General features: G+C 29.4%; 24 protein-coding genes, 1 rRNA gene, 1 riboswitch and 1 other annotated feature. All 25 genes read right to left on the reverse strand.

The window, feature by feature from the left end; all coding sequences use genetic code 11:
- Positions 1–32 precede the first annotated feature (32 nt).
- On the reverse strand, positions 33–1052 hold the full coding sequence (locus tag H9661_RS09900) for a type II secretion system protein (protein WP_191768553.1): 1020 nt from the start codon (positions 1050–1052) through the stop codon (positions 33–35).
- Between the two features lie 13 nt (positions 1053–1065).
- Complete coding sequence (locus tag H9661_RS09905) at positions 1066–3231, reverse strand: hypothetical protein (protein ID WP_191768555.1); 2166 nt, start codon at positions 3229–3231, stop codon at positions 1066–1068.
- An 11-nt stretch (positions 3232–3242) separates the two neighbouring features.
- Positions 3243–4166 (reverse strand): prepilin-type N-terminal cleavage/methylation domain-containing protein, encoded by a 924-nt coding sequence (locus tag H9661_RS09910; RefSeq protein ID WP_191768557.1) that lies wholly within the window; start codon positions 4164–4166, stop codon positions 3243–3245.
- 9 nt (positions 4167–4175) lie between these two features.
- Positions 4176–5435 (reverse strand): hypothetical protein, encoded by a 1260-nt coding sequence (locus H9661_RS09915; protein WP_143316170.1) that lies wholly within the window; start codon positions 5433–5435, stop codon positions 4176–4178.
- Between the two features lies 1 nt (position 5436).
- Positions 5437–5985, reverse strand: a complete 549-nt coding sequence (locus H9661_RS09920; RefSeq protein WP_191768559.1) for a PilN domain-containing protein — start codon at positions 5983–5985, stop codon at positions 5437–5439.
- A 9-nt stretch (positions 5986–5994) separates the two neighbouring features.
- Positions 5995–7179 (reverse strand): type IV pilus assembly protein PilM, encoded by a 1185-nt coding sequence (pilM, locus tag H9661_RS09925; RefSeq protein ID WP_191768561.1) that lies wholly within the window; start codon positions 7177–7179, stop codon positions 5995–5997.
- A 94-nt stretch (positions 7180–7273) separates the two neighbouring features.
- On the reverse strand, positions 7274–7720 hold the full coding sequence (locus H9661_RS19870) for a prepilin-type N-terminal cleavage/methylation domain-containing protein (protein WP_279290158.1): 447 nt from the start codon (positions 7718–7720) through the stop codon (positions 7274–7276).
- 50 nt (positions 7721–7770) lie between these two features.
- The gene (locus tag H9661_RS09935; protein WP_191768563.1) at positions 7771–8973 is read right to left on the reverse strand and encodes a type II secretion system F family protein; all 1203 of its coding nucleotides are present in this window, start codon (positions 8971–8973) and stop codon (positions 7771–7773) included.
- A gap of 15 nt (positions 8974–8988) precedes the next feature.
- Positions 8989–10680 (reverse strand): GspE/PulE family protein, encoded by a 1692-nt coding sequence (locus H9661_RS09940; RefSeq protein WP_191768565.1) that lies wholly within the window; start codon positions 10678–10680, stop codon positions 8989–8991.
- Positions 10681–10723: 43 nt separating this feature from the next.
- Positions 10724–11506 carry a prepilin peptidase gene (locus tag H9661_RS09945; protein WP_423738983.1) on the reverse strand — a complete coding sequence of 261 codons (783 nt, stop codon included), beginning with the start codon at positions 11504–11506 and terminating at the stop codon, positions 10724–10726.
- A 204-nt stretch (positions 11507–11710) separates the two neighbouring features.
- The gene (locus tag H9661_RS09950) at positions 11711–11860 is read right to left on the reverse strand and encodes a hypothetical protein (RefSeq protein WP_185966764.1); all 150 of its coding nucleotides are present in this window, start codon (positions 11858–11860) and stop codon (positions 11711–11713) included.
- 72 nt (positions 11861–11932) lie between these two features.
- Positions 11933–13234: a metallophosphoesterase family protein gene (locus H9661_RS09955; protein ID WP_191768567.1), complete on the reverse strand. Its 1302-nt coding sequence runs from the start codon at positions 13232–13234 to the stop codon at positions 11933–11935.
- Between the two features lie 112 nt (positions 13235–13346).
- A complete protein-coding gene (locus H9661_RS09960) occupies positions 13347–13733 on the reverse strand; it encodes an ACT domain-containing protein (RefSeq protein ID WP_341480419.1) in 387 nt (128 codons plus the stop codon).
- 90 nt (positions 13734–13823) lie between these two features.
- Positions 13824–14396 (reverse strand): xanthine phosphoribosyltransferase, encoded by a 573-nt coding sequence (locus tag H9661_RS09965; RefSeq protein ID WP_191768569.1) that lies wholly within the window; start codon positions 14394–14396, stop codon positions 13824–13826.
- On the reverse strand, positions 14380–15720 hold the full coding sequence (locus H9661_RS09970; RefSeq protein ID WP_191768571.1) for a nucleobase:cation symporter-2 family protein: 1341 nt from the start codon (positions 15718–15720) through the stop codon (positions 14380–14382). The genes H9661_RS09965 and H9661_RS09970 overlap by 17 nt, the downstream gene beginning before the upstream one ends.
- Before the next feature lie 94 nt (positions 15721–15814).
- Positions 15815–15916, reverse strand: a riboswitch (purine riboswitch).
- Between the two features lie 38 nt (positions 15917–15954).
- A complete protein-coding gene (locus H9661_RS09975; RefSeq protein ID WP_143316161.1) occupies positions 15955–17121 on the reverse strand; it encodes an aminotransferase class I/II-fold pyridoxal phosphate-dependent enzyme in 1167 nt (388 codons plus the stop codon).
- Positions 17118–17600 carry an Lrp/AsnC family transcriptional regulator gene (locus H9661_RS09980; RefSeq protein WP_143316160.1) on the reverse strand — a complete coding sequence of 161 codons (483 nt, stop codon included), beginning with the start codon at positions 17598–17600 and terminating at the stop codon, positions 17118–17120. Before H9661_RS09980 ends, H9661_RS09975 begins: the two co-directional genes overlap by 4 nt.
- Before the next feature lie 50 nt (positions 17601–17650).
- Positions 17651–17899, reverse strand: a binding site (T-box leader).
- A 48-nt stretch (positions 17900–17947) separates the two neighbouring features.
- A complete protein-coding gene (locus tag H9661_RS09985) occupies positions 17948–19153 on the reverse strand; it encodes a pyridoxal phosphate-dependent aminotransferase (RefSeq protein ID WP_191768573.1) in 1206 nt (401 codons plus the stop codon).
- A 103-nt stretch (positions 19154–19256) separates the two neighbouring features.
- Positions 19257–20150 carry an ROK family protein gene (locus H9661_RS09990; protein WP_143316158.1) on the reverse strand — a complete coding sequence of 298 codons (894 nt, stop codon included), beginning with the start codon at positions 20148–20150 and terminating at the stop codon, positions 19257–19259.
- A 15-nt stretch (positions 20151–20165) separates the two neighbouring features.
- A complete protein-coding gene (locus tag H9661_RS09995; protein ID WP_191768575.1) occupies positions 20166–21563 on the reverse strand; it encodes a glycoside hydrolase family 1 protein in 1398 nt (465 codons plus the stop codon).
- A 181-nt stretch (positions 21564–21744) separates the two neighbouring features.
- Positions 21745–23151: a sensor histidine kinase gene (locus tag H9661_RS10000; protein WP_143316156.1), complete on the reverse strand. Its 1407-nt coding sequence runs from the start codon at positions 23149–23151 to the stop codon at positions 21745–21747.
- On the reverse strand, positions 23135–23803 hold the full coding sequence (locus H9661_RS10005) for a response regulator transcription factor (protein ID WP_143316155.1): 669 nt from the start codon (positions 23801–23803) through the stop codon (positions 23135–23137). Before H9661_RS10005 ends, H9661_RS10000 begins: the two co-directional genes overlap by 17 nt.
- Positions 23804–24223: 420 nt before the next feature.
- Entirely contained in the window at positions 24224–24607 is a 384-nt protein-coding gene (locus tag H9661_RS10010; protein WP_143316154.1) for a DUF3783 domain-containing protein, read from the reverse strand.
- Positions 24608–24636: 29 nt separating this feature from the next.
- Positions 24637–24993, reverse strand: a complete 357-nt coding sequence (locus H9661_RS10015; RefSeq protein WP_143316153.1) for an arsenate reductase family protein — start codon at positions 24991–24993, stop codon at positions 24637–24639.
- Between the two features lie 117 nt (positions 24994–25110).
- A 5S ribosomal RNA gene (rrf, locus tag H9661_RS20085) occupies positions 25111–25187 on the reverse strand; the annotation flags it as partial.

Raw genomic sequence — 25187 nt, forward strand, 5'->3', positions numbered from 1 at the left:
CTTAAATGTACTTCATTAATTGAAGATATTATTTAAGGTGATGAAAATTTAACAATTATATTTACAGGATATATTTTATTATTAGGACCTTGGTCAAAACTTAACATCACAGAAATTTGAAATCCTGGCAAATCACTAAATCTTGTAGTTTTTCTATCTTTTTTCTCTATGCCTATTGGTATAATCTTAAATTCCTTTACATTATTTGATATAGTACTTTTATCTCCATTGCCATTAATAATTTCTAATTTTTTATCACTTTTTGAAATTGTTATATTATAACCATCATATTGCTTTAATACTACATTAGTAACTTGTAGTTCATCCTTGTCCCCTAATGTTAGGTCACTAAGTAATTTATCTTTTATATCTTCACTACCTGATAAACCAATTATCTCCTTAAATCCTTGTGATCTATATATACTTCTATATAATCTATCGCTCAATTCTTTTCCTTCATTCTCCGCCTCTGTTACAAATTCATCCTTATTTCTAAGTTTTACTACTACACTAACAGGATTATTTACTGTAACTGATCCTTTTTTTAATATTAATATCATAGAAATCTCAAAGCCATTTAATTCTCTTACCATTTTGTTGTTTTTATTTTCTATTTGATTTAAATTTAATGGTTTAACTTTTAGTTCCTCAACATTTTTTGAAAGCACTTTTTCTCCAGAAGAGCTTATGATTTTTAAAGTCCTACCATCTAATAAAATTTCACTTATATTTTCAGATGAATTGAAAACTATATTTTTAATCTTAAACTTATCATCACTATCTAACGATATTGAACCTAACTTTTCGTTAATAACCTCCTTATCCTCAGGAAACTTAACTATACTTGTTATTTCCTTTGATTCAGTTCCTACTTTAAGTAACTTCTCCTCAATATCCTTGCCTTCTGTTTGTAATGTGTTTTGTAAATCTGCCTTTGTAAGACTTCTATTGTTAATGATCCAAAAAGTAAGTGCTGCTCCAAATATAACAAGTGTAAGGGATATAACGATTATTAATTCAATTAAAGTAACTCCCCTAGATTTTTTTTTCACTTATTTCACCCCATTACTTTATAATTTTCCATATCCCTTTCTTTAAATATCCATTTTCATCATAATCAATTAAACTTCCTGCTATATCATCTTTAAAATTCACATGAACCTTTGGATCTGTTATTCTATTTATAAATATTTCATCTAAATATTTTTTATTTATGGCATATATATGATTTGTCACATCTTTATCGTAAACTAAATTAATAATATTACTTCCTTCAATATATACATTGCCTGAAGTTATTATATTTCCAGTAAAATTTATCTCTCCGTCGCTGGAATCTATTTGAACATCACCATTAGTCACTATAAGAGCTCTCATATCCTCTTCATTAAGATCAATACTTTCATTATCATCTATTATAATTTTCCCTGGAGTAATCTTTACTTTTTCACCTTTTCCTCTCAAAATTACTTTTCCATAAAAATCATCTAATTCGTCAATTTGAAATTTTTTTTCTTTAATTTTTCCAAAATCAATTTGTTGAACAGCATTGTTTCCAATATCCTCTTTTTCATTTTCATTATCACTATGATCTCCAACTGTTCTTACAACCTTTCCTTGATTATATATATTACCAACTAAGTTATTACTATCCGTAGGTGTTAGTCCAAATGTAGAACCCATAGCTAATACATTTATTGCAAACTCATCTTTCTTACTATCTATACTTCTACTATATCCCTTTACTTCATTTTCTGCCTGCTCTTCCAAAGTTGCATTTCCATGAGCTCCATTATTATCAACATATGCTCCAGCAGAATATATCTTATTAAAAGTTATCCCCTTTGCCTTTTCAATATTATTACTTCTATTACTATTTCTCACATCGAAAAAATTGACAAAGTGATTAACTTTATCTTGAAGAGTTGCATTTACTTTAAATTCAATCAATTGAAGAGGATCATAATATTTTAAAATAACTTTATCGCTTGTACCTGGATCTGTATATGCAACATAATTTCCTTTAATTGCAACAGATTCTCCTGTTTGATATTTCTCCTTAGTATCAATATATGCTACTCCCATAATACAAGCATCCTCACTTACAGTTAACTTTGCATCTGTATTATTAACTATAATACAACTAGACTCTCGTGCTGCAAGATCAGGCTCCTTACTATAATCAACAGTTTTATCATTTATGCCGTAATAGTTTTTCATTACTGCATTACTTCCAGCTGAATCTAAAGTCAAGTCATTGTTTGTTATCAAATCCCCGCTAATTGTTAATAGCTCACTTGCTGATCCACTTCCTCCTAAATAAGTATTTGAAGAATAAATGTTTCCACTTATTTTTGCACTCGTTTTACTTCCACCTATATTTACAGTTCTTGCAGTATAAATATCTCCAATCAACGTAGGGAAATCTTTTTCATCTATTACATCTGAACCAACCCCATTTAGCTTAATTCCACCATTATATTTATCAACAGAATAATTATTCATTTTCTCTGTTCCTATACCTTTTACCCATATATTCCCCTTTGCCTTAATCTTATTACTTTCATCAGTCATATCTCCATCAGCAGTAATAATTTTCCCATCATATACTGGGCTCATTTCAATATCAGTCCCTTTACTTACATCTATCCTCTTATAGTCTGGAGAGTTTATCACAAACTTTGTTTCAATTGTCTTGCTATTCTTATTTTTCTCCCCCTTAGTTTCAAATGTAGATTGCACAGTAATACAAATCTTTTTTTCACTTTCTACATGATTAAATTCAGTTATTTTAATATCCGCATCTTTATACTTATTATCTAGATATATAAAATCAATTTTTCCTCCTACCTTATACTCTGGATACTTAAAATCTAAAATACATTGTTTAAGATATGTTTGGCTTGTATCTACAAGATCTAACCCACTAAGCAGGTAATTGTAGAAATTATTCTTAAAATCTTTATTTTGCTTATCTTCATCTTCTTCAGTTTCAACATCTTTTCCTGCCTTAAGTATTGTTGCTTCTGAAGTTTTTCTAATTATGTTATAAACTACATCAAGACGCGAATCCGATTCATACATGTCTTGTAATCTCTTACTTTCAGCTACCCTACTTTTATATCCAGTAACCATCATTCCAAGCATAGCTATTGCTAAAACAAAAATTATTGATGTAACTGCTATTACAACTATCAAACTAGATCCTTTTTTCTTCACACATTTATTCATAATACTCCCCCCTAGTGTGATAGCGTTTTTTTAATTTCAATATTTTGTGATACAGAACTATTAAAAAGTATCTCACCATTTAATTGGACTTGAACATTAATATTATACAAATCACCTATCTTCTCATAGTTTGTTGTATTTCCATTTTTTCTAATAACAACATCTCCTAAAATAGATTCTACATTAATAATACCTCTCGCTTTTTCATCATCTGCTTCATCAATATTGGTTATAACATTTAACTTTATAGAATTTTTTCCACTACTATCTACTGTGCTATTTTTTATATTAATATTAAGTTCTTTTGTATAGTCTTTTCCCACATTTATTATTATGTTTTCAGAATCTAAATCTTTAATATTAGTAAATTCATCTATCAAATTATCAATATCATTATTATCTTTATAGGTAAACCTCATAGTATAATCTGTTTGATTTCCATTTGATATTTCAGCCATAATATTTTTAGCATCGCTAGAAAAGCTATCAGAAACTTCATCTTGTCCATCTTGCTTTGTACTAAGTTCACCAGCTTTAGGTAAATTAATTATAAAAACCGGTGTTTTGCTTTCATCATTATTTTTCAATTCTTTTTCCTGTTCCATATTTATTGTTACTTTATAATCATCCTTCCCCTTTGTATAAGTAAAATCCCCATTATATACTCCTTTATTTTTACTATCTTGCTTTATTTTAGACCCATTTAGCAATTCCAGCTCTTTGCCACTAAGTGTAAAACTCTTATAACTCTTAAACTCTTCCAATATCTTTTGCCCCTCAAAAGCTGCCGTTTGCTTTCTTTCACTGGTTTTACTTATTTTTACAGATTGTATTATTGAGTTAGCCAAAGGAATAATTAGCATTGCCAAAATAGCAACACTAATTATTACCTCAATAAGTGTAAAGCCATTATTGCACTTATTCTTAGAATTCACCTTAACCACCTACTTTTTAGTAACATTAACTGTCTTCCCTTCACTAGTTATAGTTACCCTTGGTTTATTAGAATCATCACTTCTTACAGTTACATTTACTTCTTTGCTCGTATTGTTTACTATTTTTAACTTTACTCCTGAAACATCACTTGTCCCCATCCTTTGTTCACTTAAAATATCTATTAATATGTTACCTGAACTTGGTATAAATTCTTTTCCTAAAGGATCATCTTTTGGATAACTATCTTTAGAAGTTTTATACTTATAATAATATTTTTCATCCTTCTCTATAAGCTCAATTGTTACATCTTCAAGGCTATCAATATCAGAATATAGATAACTCAATCTTGATTCATCATTTGATTTCCCCATGGTCAATGTTGGTAAATCCGAAGTTGGTGACCTCAATATCATAGCAAAATCATTTTTATTTTCCTTTTGACTTTGCTCTTCCAATGTAGAAGAATAAGCTCCTGTTGCAGCGCCTTTACTAAATGGTGCTTCTTTTCCATATACATTTACTATTGTCCATTTCAAATATTCCTCTGCTAAATCATTAAGCGGTGACATTCCATAGAATTCAAGTTGCATCTCTCCTGATAAATCTGTTTCAGATTTTAAATTAATTTTAATTGTTGGAACTACTATTTTCTTGTCATACCCTTTTAAAAATAGCAAGAAATTTTTTAATGCTCCGTAGCTTCCGGTAAATTTTATGCTTAGCTTCATCTGCTTTGATAGTGCACTTGTACTTTCTTTCTTCTCTGAATCTGTAGAAGATGAATTATCATTTTTCTCATCATTTTTAGCCTTTTCTTCCAAACTAGCTTTTTCTTCCGAAGACATTTTACCATTGTAAAAATCAGAAGAAAATTCTAAGCTATCCTTAAGTTCTCCTTTATCAGGTGCGTTCATTTTTTCAATTGGAGCCGATTTTTCACGATTAAATGTTATATCTCCTTTAAGTCCACTCTCTTGAAGTAATTTATCCAATTCAATTATTAATTTTTCTTGACTTATTGTTGGATAATATCCCTTTGTTCTACTACTAAGTTCATCATATAATGATTGCATATTATCCTTTCGACTATCCAATGATTTAATTTCGTTCATTTCAGTATCATACTTATCTTGAAGCTTTATTTTTTCACTTTTCATATCGGATAACTTTTGACTTTGCTTTGAATATACAAAGGTATAATATAAGGCACTTATACCTAGTAACCCCACTATTATCAATAGATATTTCTCTTTCTTACTTATATTCATATTACTCAACATCCTTTAACGAACATTCTATTTCACAGCTATAGACTCCCGTTTCAACTATTTTACTTACATATACATTTTGAACATTTTTCAAACTATTCAAGTTATGCTCAAGCTCTCCAATTGCTGATCTTCTAGTAGCCTCTGCAATAATCTTTATTTTGTTTTTTTGCACATCAATGCTCGTAAAACAAACTTCACTTGGCAGCGTAGAACTTAAAGCATTTAATAAGTCTATATCTATAACCTCTCTACTCTTTATAGCCGTTGCTAACTCTGTAAAATCTTGATCATACAGATTTAATGATGCTGTTTTTACTGTAATCTCCCCTGATTCTTTCAATTTTGCTTTTAAGGTGTTATCTGAAAGTTTAGTGTTATAATCATCTATTTCACTTTGCACCTTATATATATTTACAGTGTTCCATATTAAAGATCCAATAATAATAGCTCCAATAACTCCTGAAGCAAAATATATATATTTCTTACTATCACTTTTCTCTTTTTTTATTCCTTGATAAGGACTAAAGAAGTTCAAATCCGTTCTCATATTAACCTCCTAAAGTCTTATTATGGAGCCTATTACATTTAAATATTCCCAAACAGGTTCCCCAATTACTTTTCTTGCATTTAACTCAACATGTTTTAAAAAGCTTATCTTTTCAACTTCTTTGTTTAATTTTTTTGTCATATACGTACTTAATCCTTTTAAATTTGCTGTTCCTCCATATATAAATATTTTATCTACAGGATTTCCTCCTGATTTATTGTTATAAAATTGTAATACCCTTTGAAATTCATCTAAAAAATCATCAATAGAGTCTCTTACAACTTGATTAAATTCATCATATTCATCTTCTTCTAATAAACTGGATTTCTGAATCTTAGCTGATTCTGTGCCCTTTATTGATATATTAAGTTTTTCATTTAATGCATTATTAATGTTATTTCCACCAAATTTAATTATTCTATTAAAATCTACCTTGTCATTCTTTATTATCGTTACATTTACTTTTGTTGCTCCCATATCAACAAAAGTAACAGTATTTTCTTCTCCTTCAATTTCCTTTACTCCTATTTCAGTATAAGTTGCTAGTTTTTTTATAGAATTATAACTTACATCAAGAGCATACGGATTTTTTTCCAATGAATTTAATAACTGATAGTATCCAAAAGCAACTTGTTCAGGAAATGTGATAACATTTAATTTAAGTTTTATCCCAGTTTCCTCTTCCAATTCTTGTAAAACAATAAATTCAACAATATAGTTATCAAGGTTTATTGGAAGATATTGTTGAATTTCATATCGTGTTACAGTTTCTATTTCTTCATCTGATACTTTTGGAATTATAACCTCTCTATTTATAATGCTTGAAGAATTAGTAGTAATAATTCCTTCTTTTGCTCTTATCCCATACCCTTTAAAAGCATATTGAATTATTTCTCCTAATATCTCACTATCTAATATTTTTCCATCTGTTACTGCTCCTTCTGGAGTTGGTATTTGAAGAAGATTTGTTACCCTAAGTTTCCCTTTATAATATCTCCCTTCCCCCATTTTTATAAAGTTACTTCCTATATCTATAGCTACTACATTTTTAGCCATTTCCTTTACTTTTTTATTTGATTTCTTTTTTTCTAATTCTCCATCTTCATTTGGTTTTCTAAATATATCTTTTATATCAATGCTTCCTAGATCCTTAATCTTTGAAAAGCTTATTTTCTTATTAGTTTTAGTAGACATCTTTGTCACCTCTTTGCTTAATCTTTATATTTTAAGCTGCCATTTTATTAAAGTGTAAGACTTAAGTCTTACACTTTAATTAACTTAACAAACTTTAATCAAGTTTGTATGGAGTATTTGTTCCTGCGCTAGGATATATTTCTTCTTCGCTAGAACCACTAGCACTTTTCTTCACGCCTACTATAATATCGCCATTAGCATCTTTCTCAACATAAAAATCAGAATCCTTATAATCTTTTGCTTTTGCTTTTGGCACACTTTGAAGACTATTTTCTAGAGTTTTCCCATTACTATCTGTCACAGCTGATAATGCTTGCCAAGTGGTAGTTATAGCCTTTGGATTTTCTTCATCAAAAACCACAGCAGCACTTTGTATATTCTTTGCATTTGAAATATCAGCTTTGGCATTAGCTTTCTCTTTAATATCTCCAAACTTTGGAATTATCAAAGCTGCAAGAATTGCAATAATTGCAATAACTATAATAAGTTCAATAAGAGTAAAGCCCTTTCCTCTCTTCTTCTTCATTAAATTTTTTAACATATAAACCCCTCCTAGATATTTTGTAATATATTTAAATTTAAAATTTAAACCTACATTGCTGAATACATATCAACTATTGGTAGCATTATAGCCGCAACTATAAACCCGATTACTACCCCCATCACTATTATTAATAGTGGTTCTATTAATGCTGTGACATTTTGTATTGCTTCTTCAACTTCTTCATCATAAAAGTCTGCAGTTTTATTTAAAATATCATCTAACGAACCAGCTTCTTCACCTATTTTAATCATAGAGGATAACATAGGTGGAAATATTTCTATTCTTTTAATAGGATCGCTTAACCCTTCTCCTCTAGCTACTCTTTCCCTGATTGTAGCTATTGCTTCTCCAGCCACCTTATTTCCAAGAACAGCTCCTACTATAGGCAATGCTTGTATTAATGACACCCCCGAAGCCATTAACGTTGACAAAGTTCTAGTAAATCTAGATACTATAATTTTTTTGCTTAACTTTCCTATAATAGGCATTTTAAGTTTTGCTTTACTTACAAACCACATTCCCTTTTCAGTTTGCTTATAATATATAAAACCTCCTATCAAGGCCATAATAATTAATAAGATAAATATAATATCTCTCTGTAAAAATCCACTTACAGCAAGTAGTGCCTTTGTTACAATAGGAAGTTTTACATCCATATCATTAAATATTTGAATAAAAATTGGCATTACAAAAATCATTATAATCATTACTGCTAGTACAGCTACAATTGATAAAATTATTGGATATATCATAGCCGATACTACTTTCTTATTGATTCTATTTTCCTTTTCGTAATTTACTGATAACCTAAGCATCATTTCATCTAAGTTACCACTAACTTCCCCCGATTCCACCATACTAGTTACTAGGTTTGGAAATATATCTCCATGTTTTTTCATTGCATCTGATAACATTTCACCCTTTTTAACATCAGCTTCTATTTGAGAAATTGCATCTTTTAAACTATAATTGTATAATTGATTTCTTAAAATATTTAATGCATTAGTAATAGATATTCCAGCATCTAACATAGTATAAAGCTGCCTACAAAACACTGATAAATCCTTTAATTTAACCTTCTTTCTAAATTTAAACTCAATTTTTTTACTTTCTACTATCTCTTCTATTCTTAGAGGATAGTATCCATTTGATGTTATCATAGAAAGTACTAAATCCTTAGAGTAAGATTCATATTCCCCTTCAACCTTACTTCCATCGCTCTTCATGGCCTTGTATTTAAACCTTTTCACAGCAATCCCACCTTTTTATACATCCTTTAATAAAGTTATTGTTGCAAGTTCCTTTACAGTAGTTATCCCACTTAAAACAAACTTTTTACATTCTTCTTCCAACGTTGTCATACCATTTTTTTTTGCTATATCTCTTAGTTTGTCCAAATTTATATTATTTGTAATAGCTTCTCTAAAAGCTCTTCCAACTTCCATAATTTCATACACACCAATTCGCCCATAATAGCCAGTATTGTTACAATGTCCGCATCCTTTACCTCTGTGAAGTATTAATGGTTTATTAGTATCTTGATTAAGCACCTTTTTTTCATAATCTGATGCTTCATAACTTTCATTGCAATATGGACAGATTCTTCTAACAAGTCTTTGTGCAACTACCCCAGCTATTGATGTTGTTACTAAATATGGTTCTATTCCCATATCTACAAGTCTTGATATAGATGATGGTGCATCATTTGTATGTAATGTACTTAACACTAGATGTCCAGTTATAGCTGCTTTTATAGCAATTTGTGCAGTTTCATCATCTCTAATCTCACCTATCATTACTATATCTGGATCTTGCCTTAACACACTTCTTAGTCCACTTGCGAAAGTCATTCCTGCTTTCGAATTTACATTAACTTGATTTATACCATCAAGAGTATATTCAACTGGATCTTCTATAGTTATAATATTTACTTTATCTGAATTCAACTCGCTTAATACAGTATATAATGTTGTTGATTTTCCACTACCAGTTGGCCCTGTTACAAGCATTATCCCATTTGGGCTGGAAATGATATTTTCAAGTTTTTTCATGCTTTCAGAACTTAATCCTAATTGCTTTTTGCTAACCCTATAACTTTTTCTATCAAGAATTCTTATAACCACCTTCTCACCATTTATTACTGGTAAAATTGACACTCTTAAATCAACTTCCTCTTCTCCTATCCTTGTTATTATCTTTCCATCTTGTGGTACCCTTCTTTCAGCTATATTTAAACTTGATAAAATCTTTATTCTAGTCACTAGTGGTGCCAAGCTTTCTATACCAAGCCTATTTATAGTTTGAAGTTCACCATCTATTCTATATCTTATTCTTACTTCAGTTTCATAAGGCTCGATATGTATATCTGATGCCCTCATTTCTACTGCATTTTTGAATAATTGATCTATCATTTTAACTACAGGAGCATTTTTTACATTATCCATTTCTTCAATGTCTTCTTCAACTTCCTTATATCCCATAGTTTCTTTAAGCAATTCTTCTGCTGCTGCCTTAACTTGTTCGCTGCTATAAATTATCTCAATAAATTTTTGTATGTCTCCTTTAGTGGTAATATACGGTAGCACTTCAAGACCTGTTGATATGGAAACATCGTCTATTGCAAACATATTTAAAGGATCTTCAAAGGCAACTTTAATCTTATTATCTTCAAAACCAAAAGGTGCTAATATATATTTTTTGCACAATTTTTGTGACACTAGTTTAATAGCCTTTTTATCATATTGTATAAGGCTTAAATCCACCTTGCTTATTCCTGTTTGTTCCTCTATTGCATTAATTATATCGATTTCAGATACTACTTTACTTTCTATCAACACCTCTCCAAGCTTCTTACCAACTATTCTTTGATTGTTTAGTGCATTAACAAGTTGAAGTTCTGTAATCTTTCCTGAATTAACTAAAATGTTACCTAATCTCTTTCTATCTTTCTTTGCCATAAGCACACCTACCTTGTTTCTATAACCAAATCATATTTATTACCTAGCACAAAGAAATATACCAATTAATGATATTTACGCCAAAAAAAATAGCAGTAATAGTTCCGAGTACTAGATATGGTCCAAAAGCAATTTCATCTTTACGTCCTTTAAGTTTAAAGATTAAATACATTAATCCTACAACTCCTCCAGTTACAAAAGATATAAATATTGCAAAAATAATTTGTTTTATCCCTAAAAATAGTCCACAAATTGTTGCAATTTCTATATCTCCTTCACCCATTCCTCCTGTGACCTTTACAATTATATATATTATGAAAAATCCTATAATAGCACCTAAAGCGTAACCTCCGGGAAATTTGTTATCTATTTTCCATTTAATAATAAAAAAAACTCCTCCAGATACTGCTCCTACTATTGTGGTAATCCTATATACATATTGTGTTTGTAAATCTATTATTCCTATTACTACTAATATTGATAGTAAAATACTATATTTTATAAATTCAAATGTGCATCCAAACTTAATATATAATGCTACATATAATATTGCATTAGTAATTTCTACTAATGGATATTGTATAGATATCTTTTCCTTGCATTTCCTGCACCGTCCTTTTAGTATGAAATAACTTAAAACCGGAATTAAATCATAAAACTTTAATTTATATCCGCAGCTTGTACAATGCGACGGTGGAAAAGAAATAGACTCCTCATTTGGAATCCTACATATACATACATTTAGGAAACTTCCAATACTTAAGCCTATTAATATAATAAATAAGATAATATTCATCACCCCTTCATGAATAATTGCTAACCCCATTGTAAAACATTCCCAAATCTAAATCAATAATATTTTTATAATTAATATATATATTTCCATAACATATTTTATTTTGAATATAATGTATATATTTGCAATAATTCAATAGTATACTCTATATTTCTCAAAAATATATCTTTTCATTTTTTAGACAAAAAAAGATTGTATTAATAAAAATTTACTAATACAATCTCTTTTTTAACCTTATATTTTTCCTGCTTTTTTATTGCCAGTCTTTGCTTTTCCTTGTATTTCTGGAACTGTTGGTTCTTGTTTTGTAAAACGTTGCTTATGATTACTTTCAGTTCCATGAGGTTCATTTTCATCAGGTCTTCTCATACCAGCTTTGGCCATAAAATCACTCCTTCTCTCTTAATACTTTTAGTTTCTTAAATTTGCAATAGAAATATTCCTTGAAAATTTATGTTATTTCTTTTTTGTTTTAAACATTCCTCCTACCGAGTTACTACTTTCTATTCCATAGGCATTAATAGCTGTTATTATTACTTCATATTCAGTTTCAGAATTTAACTTTTCAAATTCTTGAGATAAAACTTGCGGCATAGGAATTAAATAAAACTGTGAACTTACTTTGTACGTTTTCTCTATTTCTCCTGTTTTTCTATTTCTAAAATCATATTTGTAAGAATAAACTATATCTTCACTTTCACTCTTCTTATTTATCTTAGCTTGATTTGTTTCAATTCTACAATTCATACCTTCAATATCACTTACTCTAACATCATTTATATCGAAATATGGTTCCTTACTCTTTTCTTTTCTGTCATCTGTATATTTAAAATCTTTCTTTCCCTTTGAGATATCTATTATCCAATCTTCACCTATATATTGATTTGATAATAAATCTAATCTTTTAACCTTAACTACATTCCCTTTTACTTCTACTACCATCATCTGAAAAGCATTATCTGAGTAAGGCGGAATACTTCCATACATCATATCTGGCTCTAATTCAAAATAGCTTATTGTACTAGTATTAATAGCTGTAAAATCTTTTTGATATATACTTTTAGGATCATTCAAAGGATAATGTGAATGTCCTGAGAAATGTATAACTTGAGGATATTTTTTAAAAACTTCTGCTAAATCATTTGTATTCCATAAATCTGTACCACAAACTGTATTCTTTATTCCGTGGTGCATAAATACAAATATAGGTTTATTAGGATCCTCATTAACTGCTTCATCTAATTGTTCTATAAGCCAACTTTCATCTAAATAGTAATTACTTCCCCCATATTCACCTTCACTTGTACGTGGACTTAATGTTATAAAGTGATATCCATCTAAATTTATATTTTCTTTTGGATTTCTTCCTATAGTTGATTTAAAAAGTTCTGCTGAATTACCTTCATGATTACCCATTGATGCTATAATCTGTGTTTTTGCTTTTTTATTATCATTTATAATGTTTTTTACGACTTCGTATTCACCTTTTGATCCACTATCTGTTAGATCTCCTGCAATAGCAATAACTTTCATATTACTATCTAAATTATAGATAGTTGAAAATACCTTTTTAAGTCTATCCCTTTCTCTAACTTTATGGGGTGCTATGTGCAAATCACTTATTACCGAAAATCTAATATCAACTTCATCACTTAAAGTATCAAATTTTGATTTAACACCAGCTTTCGGTATTTTGGCTACAAAAGCTATAATAACTAATGCAATTGTAATTAATGTGGTCAATATCTTCTTAATCATGATTTTCCCCCTGTTAATCTACTTACCCAATAATAACTTAACCATTAAACCTAAACTTAATACATATTTTCTTTTATAGACAATAAAAACATAGGATACTTTGTCCTATGCCTTAGTTATTAATATTAATTATATTATGGCCATTAGCAATCAATGTATTAATAGTTTTTTCTAAATCTTCTTCCTTTACTAGGATATAATCTGTATCAAAAGTTGAAATGGCAAATATGCTTATTTTTTCTTCTGCAAGAATGCTACTTATATTCGATAAAATCCCTATAAGTGAAAAGTCTAATGGTCCTTCAATTTTCAAAATTCTCCAGGTTCTCTCAACTTTTATTTCCTGGGGAATGTTCTTATCCTCACATACTATACTTAATTCATCTTCTGTTCTAGTTATCGAGGTAAACTTCTTAGAGTTAACCCATCTTGGAACTACTTCCTCATTATCAAGACGACAAACTATATAATTTTCTTCTAATACTTTTATATTCAATATACTCCCCTCCCATATAAATATCTATTTATTTTATTATAATACAAATCCTGTAATAATATAACAATTATTACAGGATTTTCGCAATATTATTTATTTTAAAAATTCAATTACTCCTTCATCTAATCTTTTTATCCTAGCTAGAGAATATACATCATATCCTTTTTTATCTAACAATTCTCTTCCTTTTTGAAAAGACTTTTCTATCACTATTCCTATTCCACCAACTCTTGCTCCGGCTTGCTCTATAATTCTTGCTGCCCCTAAAGCAGCTTCTCCATTTGCTAAAAAATCATCTATTATTAAAATTTTATCACCTTCACTAATATAATCTTTTGATAATGTGAGTTCATAATCTAGCCCTTTGGTGAAGGAATGTACCGTTGTTTGATATACACCATCTTTTAATATCTTAGATGTTTGTTTCTTTAATGTTACCATTGGTAGATTCATATGTAATGCAGTCATAAGTGCTGGTGCTATTCCTGAACTTTCTATTGTAAATACCTTAGTTATACCTTTTTCCTTAAAATACTCATTAAAGCAAATTCCAATCTCTTTCATAAGTTTTGGATCTACGCCATGATTTAAAAATGAATCTACTTTTAAGACATTTCTATTTAAAGCTCGTCCTTCTTCTAATATCTTTCTATGCAATGACTTCATTATCATTTTCCTCCTTATTTTCTTCTTTTAGTATTTTATTTAAAATTAATGCCACTATTGTTCCTGTTGAAATTCCTGATGAAAATATCAATCTTATTCCTTCTGGAAGCTGCGATATAAATTCAGGTCTGAATGTAACACCAAGTCCTAATCCTATTGAGGCAGCAATTATTAAAATATTTCTATTATTCATTTCTATAGTACTTAACGTCCTAATTCCAGCAGCTGCAATAGTTCCAAACATGACTATCCCAACTCCACCTAAAACTGGTGATGGCATTATATTTATAAGTGCTGCAAACTTAGGCAAAAATCCAAGTGCTACTAGAAGTATCCCTGCCATAATAGCTACTTTGCGACTAGCATTTCTTGTTAATGGTATAAGTCCAACATTCTGACTAAAAGTAGTATTAGGAAAAGTTCCTAGAGCTCCTGCTAAGGCACTTCCTACACCATCTGATAAAACTCCTCTTCCTATAATCTTGTCATCAGCTTTTATTTTAGAAACTTCACATATAGTAGCTAAACATCCTACAGTTTCAATTACTGTGACAATATATGCAGGTACAAATGCCATTACATACTTTAAATTAAAATCCACTCCAAATTCAAATAATTTAGGAAACTCAAACCAACTTGCTTCTTTAACCAAGCTAAAATCCACCATGCCAAAAGGTATACAAACTACATATCCAATAACCATTCCTATTAGAACTGATGCAGAACTAACTATTCCCTTGCCATATCTATTAATTAGTAAAGTTATTATAAGCACAAACATGGCTATAGCAATATTCTTAATACTACCATAATCTTTACTTCCGTTTCCTCCTGCTGCCCAATCAATAGAAACAGGTACCAAAGTTAAACCTATCAAACACACAACAGTTCCTGTTACTATTTTAGGAAAAAACTTTAATAATGGCTTTATAAAAAAGCTAAGTATTACTTCTACTAAAGATCCTAATATAGTTGCTCCAACTACTGCCGGAAGTCCAGCGGCTGATCCAACTGCTATTATTGGAGCTACGAAAGTAAAGTCAGTTCCCATAACGCAAGGCACTTTTGCCCCTACAGGACCTATTCTTCTAGATTGCATTATAGTTGCAATACCAGATGCTAATATTGTAGCTCCAAGTATTGTTGTAGAAGCTTTTCCATCTAGTCCAAGTGCATTTGACACTACAAGAGGAACTGCTATAATTCCTCCAAATGCAGCGAAAATATTCTGAAATCCAAGTAATATTTGAACCATTGTACTTGGAGTATCATCAATATTGTACATTAAATCATCATTATTTAATTTCTTTTTAGTTTTCTCCATTTTTCTTCCTCTCTCACTTTTTGTTTAAAATATTTTATAAAATAAAAACAGCACCCCTTTTGAGGTGCTGTTTTTGAATATAATAAATAACTCTATTTAAAACAACTCACCTCGTAGTCTGCTATTTTACGGTTAGCAGGTAGAAACTTTGGGACCATATTTCCCACTTTATACGAGTTTCATATAACAAAGTCGATTATATCACAAATTATCATTTTATAAAAATTATTTATTCTACTTTAACCCATCTAAATATCTTTCAATTCTCTTTAAAGCTTCGACTATATTATCCATAGATGAAGCATAACAAGCTCTAATAAATCCTTCTCCACATTCTCCAAAAGCATTTCCAGGAACTGTTAGTACCTTTTCCTTCTTCAATAAATCTTCACAAAACTCATCTGAAGTCATTCCTGTTGCTTTTATAGATGGAAATACATAGAAAGCTCCTAAAGGTTCAAAGCAATCTAATCCTAATTTTCTAAAACCATCCACTAAAACCCTTCTCCTTCTATTGTATTCCTTAACCATCTTACTTACACTTTCATCTCCATTCTTTAATGCTTCTATAGCTGCATATTGTGCTGTTGTTGGAGAGCACATAATTGAATATTGATGTATCTTTTTCATTTCATTTAATAAAATAGAATTACCACAAACATATCCAAGTCTCCAACCAGTCATAGCATATGACTTCGAAAATCCATTAATAACAACAGTCTGATCTTTTACTTCTTTGAAAGAAGCTATTGATATGTGAGGTTCATCATAAGATAATTCTGCATATATTTCATCAGATAATATTATAATTTCTTTTTCTTTTAATAGATCTACCAAAGGCTGAAGTTCTTCTTTTGTCATAATAGCTCCTGTAGGATTATTAGGAAAAGGCATAATTAGAACCTTTGTTTTTTCTGTAATAGCATCTTCAAGCTCCTCTCTTGTAAGCTTAAAATCATTTTCTGCCTTTAAATTTATCACCTTTGGAGTAGCTCCTGTGAAAGTTGTGCAACCTTTATAGGCAACGAAACTTGGCTCTGGTATTATTACTTCATCACCAGGTCCAACCAAAGTTCTTAAAGCTATATCTATACCTTCACTTCCACCAACTGTTACTATTATTTCATTATCTGGATTATATGATAAATTAAATTTTCTATCTAAATATTTAGATATTTCTTGTCTAAGTTCAATAAATCCAGCATTTGAAGAATAATGTGTATGACCCTTTTCTAGAGAGTAGATTCCAGCTTCTCTTACATTCCAAGGAGTAACAAAATCTGGTTCCCCTACCCCCAATGAAATAACATCATCCATTTCGTTTACAATATCAAAAAATTTTCTTATACCTGAAGGAGGCATATTTTTCACGTTATCTTTAATCATCTTCTCTAGTATCATATAAAAATTGCCTCCCTATCATCTGTCTTTTCTTCCTTAAATATTGTTCCATGTTCTTTATATTTCTTTAATACAAAATGTGTTGCTGTTCCGTTTACGTACTCTTGACATGATAGTTTTTCAGCTACAAAAGAAGCTATTTCCTTCATACTCTTCCCTTCTACCATAACCATAAGGTCAAATCCACCTGAAGACATTAAATAACAAGCCTTAACATGGTCAAATTTATATATTCTTTCAGCTACGCTATCAAAACCAACACCTCTTTGAGGAGTAATCTTTACTTCTATTAGTGCTGTAACTGTTTCCTTCCCAACATTTTCCCAATTTATTAACGTTTTATATCCAGCAATTACACTTTTCTCTTCGTATTCCTTAATTGCTGCCCTAACTTCTTCTAATGATTTACCTGTCATAACTGCAATTTGTTCATCAGTATACCTGCTGTTTTCTTCTAAAATCTCTAAAATTTCTTCCATTTTAAATCCTCCATAAATATAAATTGAGTAATAAAAAAACTCCATCCCCAAAAAGGGACGAAGTTAATAATCCGCGGTACCACCCTAATAAGTAAATTTCTTTACTCACTCATGAAAGAATACAATCATATTCCTCCCTTTGTAACGTAAGGGCTACGGCATTATCTACATTAAGAATTATCTTAGTTCTCAATAAGCGATTCAAAGGCTGCTTCTTAAAAGATTTCTACTAAGTTTCACCTACCCTTAGCTCTCTAAAAGAAATTTATTTTAATACTCTTCCTTATCATTATCTTTTCATATCACATAAACATTATCTACTATAATTAATACTAAGTCAATGATAATTATTGATTTTTATTAATTATTTCATTACATTCCTTAGCCAATTTTGTAAAACTATCAAGTGACTTCACTATTTTTTCATAACTTATACAATAAGAAAGTCTAACATATCCTGGTCTACCAAAAGAAGTTCCAGGAACCATAAGTAAGTTATATTTCTTTCCTATTTCAACAAACTTTTTATCATTCTCAATTAATGCTTTTGGAAATAGGTAAAATGCCCCTTCTGGTTTTACACATTCAAACCCTAATGATATCAAGTGGTTATATAATAGGTCTCTATTCTTTTTATATATATTAACATCGACTTCTGCACCTAAAGTCTTAGCTATAACTCTTTGAAAAAGAGACGGTGCATTTACAAACCCAAGTATTCTATTTGCAACATTCAAAGAGCTTACAACATCTTTAAAATCATCTACTTCAGGATTTACTGCAATATATCCAATTCTTTCTCCTGGAAGTGACAATGATTTACTATAGGAATATCCTATAAATGAATTCTTATAGTAGTTAAGGATAAATGGCACTTTAACACCATCATAAGCTATTTCCTTATATGGTTCATCTGAAATTAGAAATATTCTAGTCCCATATTCCTTTTGTTTCTTTTCTAATGTTTCTGCCATTCTCTTAATTGATTCCTCAGTATATACTACTCCTGTAGGATTATTAGGTGAATTAATTATTATGGCTTTTGTCTTACTTGTAATTCCCTTTTCCAATGCATCTATATTAGGTTGAAAAGTTTTCTCTTCAGATTCTACTATAACAAGCTTTCCATCAAAATTTTTAACATAGTTTGCATATTCTCCAAAGAAAGGCGCAAAAGTTATAACCTCGTCTTCTGGGTTTAATATAGTTTTTAATATAATATTTAACCCTCCTGCAGCTCCGCAAGTCATTATTATATTTCCAAAATTTAAGTTAACACCATTTTTCTTATTTATGTATTTTGCAATTTCTTCCCTTACATCTTCATATCCTGAATTATTCATATATCCATGAACATAATTTGGACTTTCTTCTTGAAGTATATCTGATATAGCTTTTCTTATGGTTTCAGGTGGTTCTACATTGGGATTCCCCAAACTATAATCAAATACATTTTCCTCTCCATAAATTGCTGATAATCTCTTACCTTCTTCAAACATTGCTCTAATAGTAGAACTATTTTTAACTAATTCCTTCATCTTTTCTGAAATCATTTTTTTGCCCCCCTAAAATAATAATAGTAACTATAGTCCAATTTAATTATAGTTACTATTATATCATCTTTAAATCTTTTATATGCAATAGAAATAATAAAAGTTATTTATTATTTCTTGTTAAGTAATGATACAAAGCCCCGATTTTATTAGCATTATTCCCATATTTGCATTTCCTAATATTAGGTTTTATGACGCCATCTTCTTTCTCTAATAAAATATCTAACTTCTTATCTATGGAGCTAAGATAATTTTCTCTTTCACAAATAGCTCCCCCAAGAATTATAACTTCAGGATCATAGGTATACTGAATATTATAGATACCAATTGCCATATAAGTATAATATTTTTCAACCTCTTCTATTGCAATTTCATCTCCTTCTTCATAAAGCTTAAAAACCTTTAATCCATCTATCTCTTTCTCAGAAACACCTTTTCTAATTGCTACATTTTTAGCTAGTACCATTGTTGAGCCTATCTCACTCCAACTTGCAAATCCATCTTCATCATATTTTACAATTGAGTAACCAAATTCTCCTCCATGCAAATGAGTTCCCTTATGAATCTTTCTATCCTTAACTATTGCTCCTCCAATACCAGTTCCACAAACAACAAATGCTAAATCATTTTCGTCTTTACCTGCACCTAGCCACACTTCTCCTAGAGCAGCACAATTTGCATCATTTTCTATCTCTACATTTAATCCAGTCTTTTCTATCAAAATTTCTTTAAAATTAGGTCCATGAATATATGATATTGCACTAGTTCCTCCTATAATTCCAGTTTCACTATCTACAGCTCCTGGTGCACTAATAGCAATTCCTTGCAAGTTATACTTAGTCTTATTTTGATTAACTGATTTTGCTAAGCTATCGAAAAACAAATCCATATTTTCAGCTATATCAATCTTTTGATTATTTATAATTTCTCCATTTTCACTTATTATAGAAGATTTTACAGAACTTCCCCCAATGTCAAATACCATATAATTTTTCATATTGCTTCCCCCTAATTAAAATCCATTATTTTTTGATACTTCCTTAATCCATCTTCCTGACTTTTTAATAGTCTTCTTTTGTGTCTTTAAATTAACTGCAATAAATCCATATCTATTCTTATAAGCATTAGTCCATGACCAACAATCTATTGGAGTCCATGTATGATACCCAAAACAATTTGACCCCTCTTCTATACCCTTGTAAAGATATTCTAGGTGCTCTTTATAAAAATCAATTCTATAATCATCTTCAATTATTCCATCAGAATTTATATACTTTTCTTCGCCTTCTACCCCCATTCCATTTTCAGAAATGTACCAAGGAATATTTCCATAGTTATTTTTTATATTAATTGCTATATCATACATACATTCAGGATATATCTCCCAGCCCCTATATGGATTTATCCTCTTGCCGGGCATATCATAATTATCAAAATATTTGTCTGGCATCCACCCTCTTGAATTATCATAAAGAAACTCTTTTGCCTTTACTCTTCTTGGTTGATAATAATTAACCCCTAAGAAATCTATTATATTTTCTCTAATAATTTGAAGCTCCTCATCTGTTGATTCCCAGATTACATTATCATCTTTTAATATCTTCACAAGGCTTTCTGGAAATTCTCCCTTTACTGCTGGACTCAAGAAAGAATTATTAAAGAAATCGTCTGCAAATTCGCTTGCTTTGGCATCTTCTTCATCCTGTGATCTTGGATATGATGGTGTTAGATTTAATATAATTCCTATTTGCCCTCCATTATTATTATATCCCATTTTCTTGAATTTTTGTATAGCTTTTGATGAGGCTAAATTAATATTATATAACACTTGTATAGCTTTTTTTCCATCTGAAATTAAAGGATAATGAAATTTATATAAATATTCACCTTCTACCACAACCATCGGTTCATTAAAAGTTGTCCAATATTTAACTCTGTCACCAAACAACTTAAATGCAGTTTCTGCGAACTTAACAAATAGATCAATTACATGCTTAGATTCCCATCCACCATATTTGTCATATAATTCTACCGGCAAATCAAAATGATGCAAATTTATTACAGGCACTATATTATTTTTTATGAATTCATCTATTATATCATTATAAAATCTAACTCCATCCTCATCTGGTTCGCCTGTTTCTAAATCTTTTATAAGGCGTGTCCATTGTATTGAAGTTCTTACACTATTAAGTCCAATATCCTTAATCATGGCTATATCTTCTTTATAACTATTGTAAAAATTAGATGCCACATCAGGACCAACCTTATCGAAAAATGCCTCTGGATCTATATCATACCAGTAATCAAAAACACTCCTATGCAATTTATTGAATCGACCCTCAGATTGGGGTCCTGAAGTAGCTGATCCCCACCAAAAATTATTAGGAAATTTAAATTTTGTAGTCATTATTATCTCCTCCATATCTATTAACTTTACCTTAAGTTTACAACTATGAAATATGAACGTCAATATAAAGTTATGACTTTTCTACAATTAGTTATATCTTTTAATTTGATTTGATATTAGATTTTCATAAATATAAAAAAATAGTATAAAAATATATCTCTATATCCTTATACTATTTCTATTATATAAATTCCATATTGAATACCACGTAGCCATCACTATATTCTAAATTGTATTTTATTGAATCATGCTTCTCTAAAATCAAATAAACTATATATAATCCTAGACCTGATCCTCCAGTTCTATTATTTCTAGATTTATCAACTCTATAAAATGCATGGAAAACTTTTTCCATATCCTCTTTTGGTATTTCTACACTTGTATTTTTTACTGATAGCCCATTACTATTCAAGTTAACTCTAACTTCTCCTCCCCGTGGAGAATGTTCAAAAGCATTTTTTAATATATTATTTAAAGCTTTCCTTAATAATTTCCTATCTCCACTTACAAATACATCATCCTCAATTATTTCATAAACACTTATCTTTTTCTTTTCAGAAAAATAGTAATTGCTTCTTAAAACTTCCCTCAACATTTCTGATATATCTATATACTCCCTATCAATTTCAAATCCACTGCACAGATTTTTTGAGACATTAATTATCTCCATAACTAAGTTTTCCATTACCTTAGTTACTTCATAAACTTCCCTCAAATACTTATCTCTATCTTTATATCTTCCTATTCCATGAATCATTCCTTGCACTTGGCCACTTATTATTGTTATAGGAGATTTTAATTCATGCGATATAACAGCCATGAATTCCCTTCTTTCCTTGTCTACCAGTAATTCTTTCTTTAAATCACTTTTTAATTGATCATTAGCTCTTTTTAGTTTTTCTATAGTCGTACTTAAATTACTTTTAACTATATCAAGACTATTGGATAACTGCCCTATTTCATCTTTATCATAACTATAAAAGTTTTGTGAAAAATCTAATTTAGCTATTCCTTCTGCCTTTTTTGTAAGTTGTATTAATGGTTTACTTATAACTTTTGAAAAAAATAAGGCTGTCATCATAGATATCATTAACGTTGATATTATTGCAAATGGCAAAAAAACCCTAATAATAGTTCTAATTTCTTCAGACCTTACTGGAATGTGAATATTTAAATTGCATTCTTTATTATCTATTTGCTTAAAGGTAAAATCTTTAGTTATATTTAATCTTGTTATATCTGATCTAGTACTTTTTAAATGATACTCACTTGGAATCACATATCCATCTCTAAAAGAAGTATATACAATTTTCCCATCATTATCAGTTATGGTCATCATAATATCATTGTCATAGGTAAAATCATCTAATTTTTCATTTAAATCATTAAACTTTGTTGTTTCCAGTTTGTCAATTAACTTATCTATTTTTTTATTTATTACATATTTCCTATAGTTTACATACACTGAGGGGGTAAATACTATAAGTGAAAGATGTAGTATTATAAATCCTATTAATAATGCTATAGTATTAGATAAAACAATTTTTTTTCTAATACCGAGATTATACCAACTACTTCCCCAACACATATCCAACCCCCTTAAGTGTTTTTATATAGTCATATCTTATCTTTTTTCTTATATTTTTCACATGGGCATCTATAACCCTAGTATCACCATAATATTCATATCCCCAAATATTTTCTATTAAAGATTCTCTGGCTGCTACCTTTGGATATATCTCTATAAGCATTTTTAATATGTTAAATTCTTTCAATGTTAATTCTATTTCTTCATTTTCTACGTAAGCTTTATATGTACTCAAATCAAGTTTTAATTCTTTAAAAACAAGTAATTTTCCTAAATTATTTGCTTCTCTTCTTCTTTTTAAGACTGCTTCTACTCTTTTGATTAATATATTAAAAGAAAATGGCTTCGTAATATAATCATCTACTTCTAACTCAAAACCTTTTACCTCATCTTCTTCACTACCTAATGCTGTTAAAAATATAATGCTTATTTCTTGATTATTTTTTCTTATCATCTTACATAATCCATAACCATCTAACTTTGGAAGCATCACATCTAAAATTACTAAATCATATATATTATTCTTGTACTTTTCATAGCCTTCCATACCATCACTAGCTGAATCTACCTTATAATCTTGAGATAGCAAAAACTCAACTACAAGTTCCTGTATCCTCAAATCATCTTCTACCACAAGAATTCTATTCTGCATTTTTATCTCCTCCGTAATTTTCCTCGTAGATTTATTGTTTACTTATATAATAACATGATATGACAAAATAATCCCGTATAAGACATAATCTTATACGGGATTATTTTTTTGCAATTAGTAATTAACCAATTGCACAACATTAAGACCATTTAATGTTAATCATTTTCTCATTTCTACCCATTACCTAGTTAAAAGTGTCCTCAATTTGATTCTTTCCCCAAAGAATCATTATACTCTTATAATTCCTAAAAAATAAAATTTAAAGACCTACTATTTTTCTTATCTTTAAATTAATAATTACTATGCTATTATAATAATATATCCATTTATATTTGTAATGAAATTAATGTGAATTTAACATGTAGTTTGCAAACAAAAAAAGTATATGAAGTTATATTTAACCCCATATACATATTTATACTAGTGTTTAAATTGTTTTCCTGCCTTTTCTGCTTTTCTTTCTTCAATCAAATTTTTAAGTAGCTGATTTAAAGTCCACTCAATTGATGTCTCTGTTACTACTGCCTTCATGGCTGGTGCTATCCTCATTTTTTTCATATTATCTATAAATATACTTACTTTTTTTGAATCTAAACTATTAAATATAATAGCTCTATCTTTTATCTCAGCATTATCAAGATTTTCTGTAATATTACCTACTATTATATCTTTAATAGTATTTTGAGAATTTTTCCATGTAACTTGAATTTGTTCTTTTATCCCTATCATACTAGCATATGCTTTAATTAATTTCTTTTCCTTTTCATTAAAGTTACATATAATTATACATTCCTTATCAATCATAATTTATCTCCTAACTCAAAATAAGAATTCTATTCAAATATTTCATTGTAGATTTCCTCTTTAAATCCTAACACTATTTTACTATCTTTTATTAATACCGGCCTTTTTACAAGCATTCCATTAGTCGATAAAATTTTAGCAGCTTCTTCCTTCGTTATATTTTTTACTTTCTCTTTTAAGTTCATATCTTTATATAAATTACCCGATGTATTGAAGAATTTCTTTGGCTCTAATTCACTTTTTTCCATCCAGTTCAATAATTCTTCTTCTGTAGGATTTTCCTCCACAATATGTCTATCCGTAAATTCTATATTCTTATCATTTAGAAATTTTTTTGCTTTCTTACATGTAGTACATCTAGGGTATTCAATTAATATAACACTCATATTCACACCTCTTATTAACTAATAATAATTATTATAGCATAATAATTTCAAAAAATCAAAATATAAATATACGTAAAAAAAGCTATCTTTTCTTTTCTGAAAAGATAGCTTTTTATAACCTGGCAACGTCTTACTCTCCCACACAGTCTCCCATGCAGTACCATCAGCGCTGTAGAGCTTAACTTTCCTGTTCG

The organism is Clostridium cibarium, assembly GCF_014836335.1.
Classification (GTDB): Bacteria; Bacillota; Clostridia; order Clostridiales; family Clostridiaceae; genus Clostridium; species Clostridium cibarium.

Excerpts from the sequence above, each read along its gene's own strand:
- H9661_RS09905 (WP_191768555.1), bottom strand. The coding sequence starts at position 3,231 with ATGAATAAATGTGTGAAGAAAAAAGGATCTAGTTTGATAGTTGTAATA.
- H9661_RS09915 (WP_143316170.1), bottom strand. The coding sequence starts at position 5,435 with ATGAATATAAGTAAGAAAGAGAAATATCTATTGATAATAGTGGGGTTA.
- H9661_RS09920 (WP_191768559.1), bottom strand. The coding sequence starts at position 5,985 with ATGAGAACGGATTTGAACTTCTTTAGTCCTTATCAAGGAATAAAAAAA.
- pilM (WP_191768561.1), bottom strand. The coding sequence starts at position 7,179 with ATGTCTACTAAAACTAATAAGAAAATAAGCTTTTCAAAGATTAAGGAT.
- H9661_RS19870 (WP_279290158.1), bottom strand. The coding sequence starts at position 7,720 with ATGTTAAAAAATTTAATGAAGAAGAAGAGAGGAAAGGGCTTTACTCTT.
- H9661_RS09940 (WP_191768565.1), bottom strand. The coding sequence starts at position 10,680 with ATGGCAAAGAAAGATAGAAAGAGATTAGGTAACATTTTAGTTAATTCA.
- H9661_RS09945 (WP_423738983.1), bottom strand. The coding sequence starts at position 11,506 with ATGGGGTTAGCAATTATTCATGAAGGGGTGATGAATATTATCTTATTT.
- H9661_RS09950 (WP_185966764.1), bottom strand. The coding sequence starts at position 11,860 with ATGGCCAAAGCTGGTATGAGAAGACCTGATGAAAATGAACCTCATGGA.
- H9661_RS09955 (WP_191768567.1), bottom strand. The coding sequence starts at position 13,234 with ATGATTAAGAAGATATTGACCACATTAATTACAATTGCATTAGTTATT.
- H9661_RS09965 (WP_191768569.1), bottom strand. The coding sequence starts at position 14,396 with ATGAAGTCATTGCATAGAAAGATATTAGAAGAAGGACGAGCTTTAAAT.
- H9661_RS09970 (WP_191768571.1), bottom strand. The coding sequence starts at position 15,720 with ATGGAGAAAACTAAAAAGAAATTAAATAATGATGATTTAATGTACAAT.
- H9661_RS09975 (WP_143316161.1), bottom strand. The coding sequence starts at position 17,121 with ATGATACTAGAGAAGATGATTAAAGATAACGTGAAAAATATGCCTCCT.
- H9661_RS09980 (WP_143316160.1), bottom strand. The coding sequence starts at position 17,600 with ATGGAAGAAATTTTAGAGATTTTAGAAGAAAACAGCAGGTATACTGAT.
- H9661_RS09985 (WP_191768573.1), bottom strand. The coding sequence starts at position 19,153 with ATGATTTCAGAAAAGATGAAGGAATTAGTTAAAAATAGTTCTACTATT.
- H9661_RS09990 (WP_143316158.1), bottom strand. The coding sequence starts at position 20,150 with ATGAAAAATTATATGGTATTTGACATTGGGGGAAGTTCTGTAAAATCT.
- H9661_RS09995 (WP_191768575.1), bottom strand. The coding sequence starts at position 21,563 with ATGACTACAAAATTTAAATTTCCTAATAATTTTTGGTGGGGATCAGCT.
- H9661_RS10000 (WP_143316156.1), bottom strand. The coding sequence starts at position 23,151 with ATGTGTTGGGGAAGTAGTTGGTATAATCTCGGTATTAGAAAAAAAATT.
- H9661_RS10005 (WP_143316155.1), bottom strand. The coding sequence starts at position 23,803 with ATGCAGAATAGAATTCTTGTGGTAGAAGATGATTTGAGGATACAGGAA.
- H9661_RS10010 (WP_143316154.1), bottom strand. The coding sequence starts at position 24,607 with ATGATTGATAAGGAATGTATAATTATATGTAACTTTAATGAAAAGGAA.
- H9661_RS10015 (WP_143316153.1), bottom strand. The coding sequence starts at position 24,993 with ATGAGTGTTATATTAATTGAATACCCTAGATGTACTACATGTAAGAAA.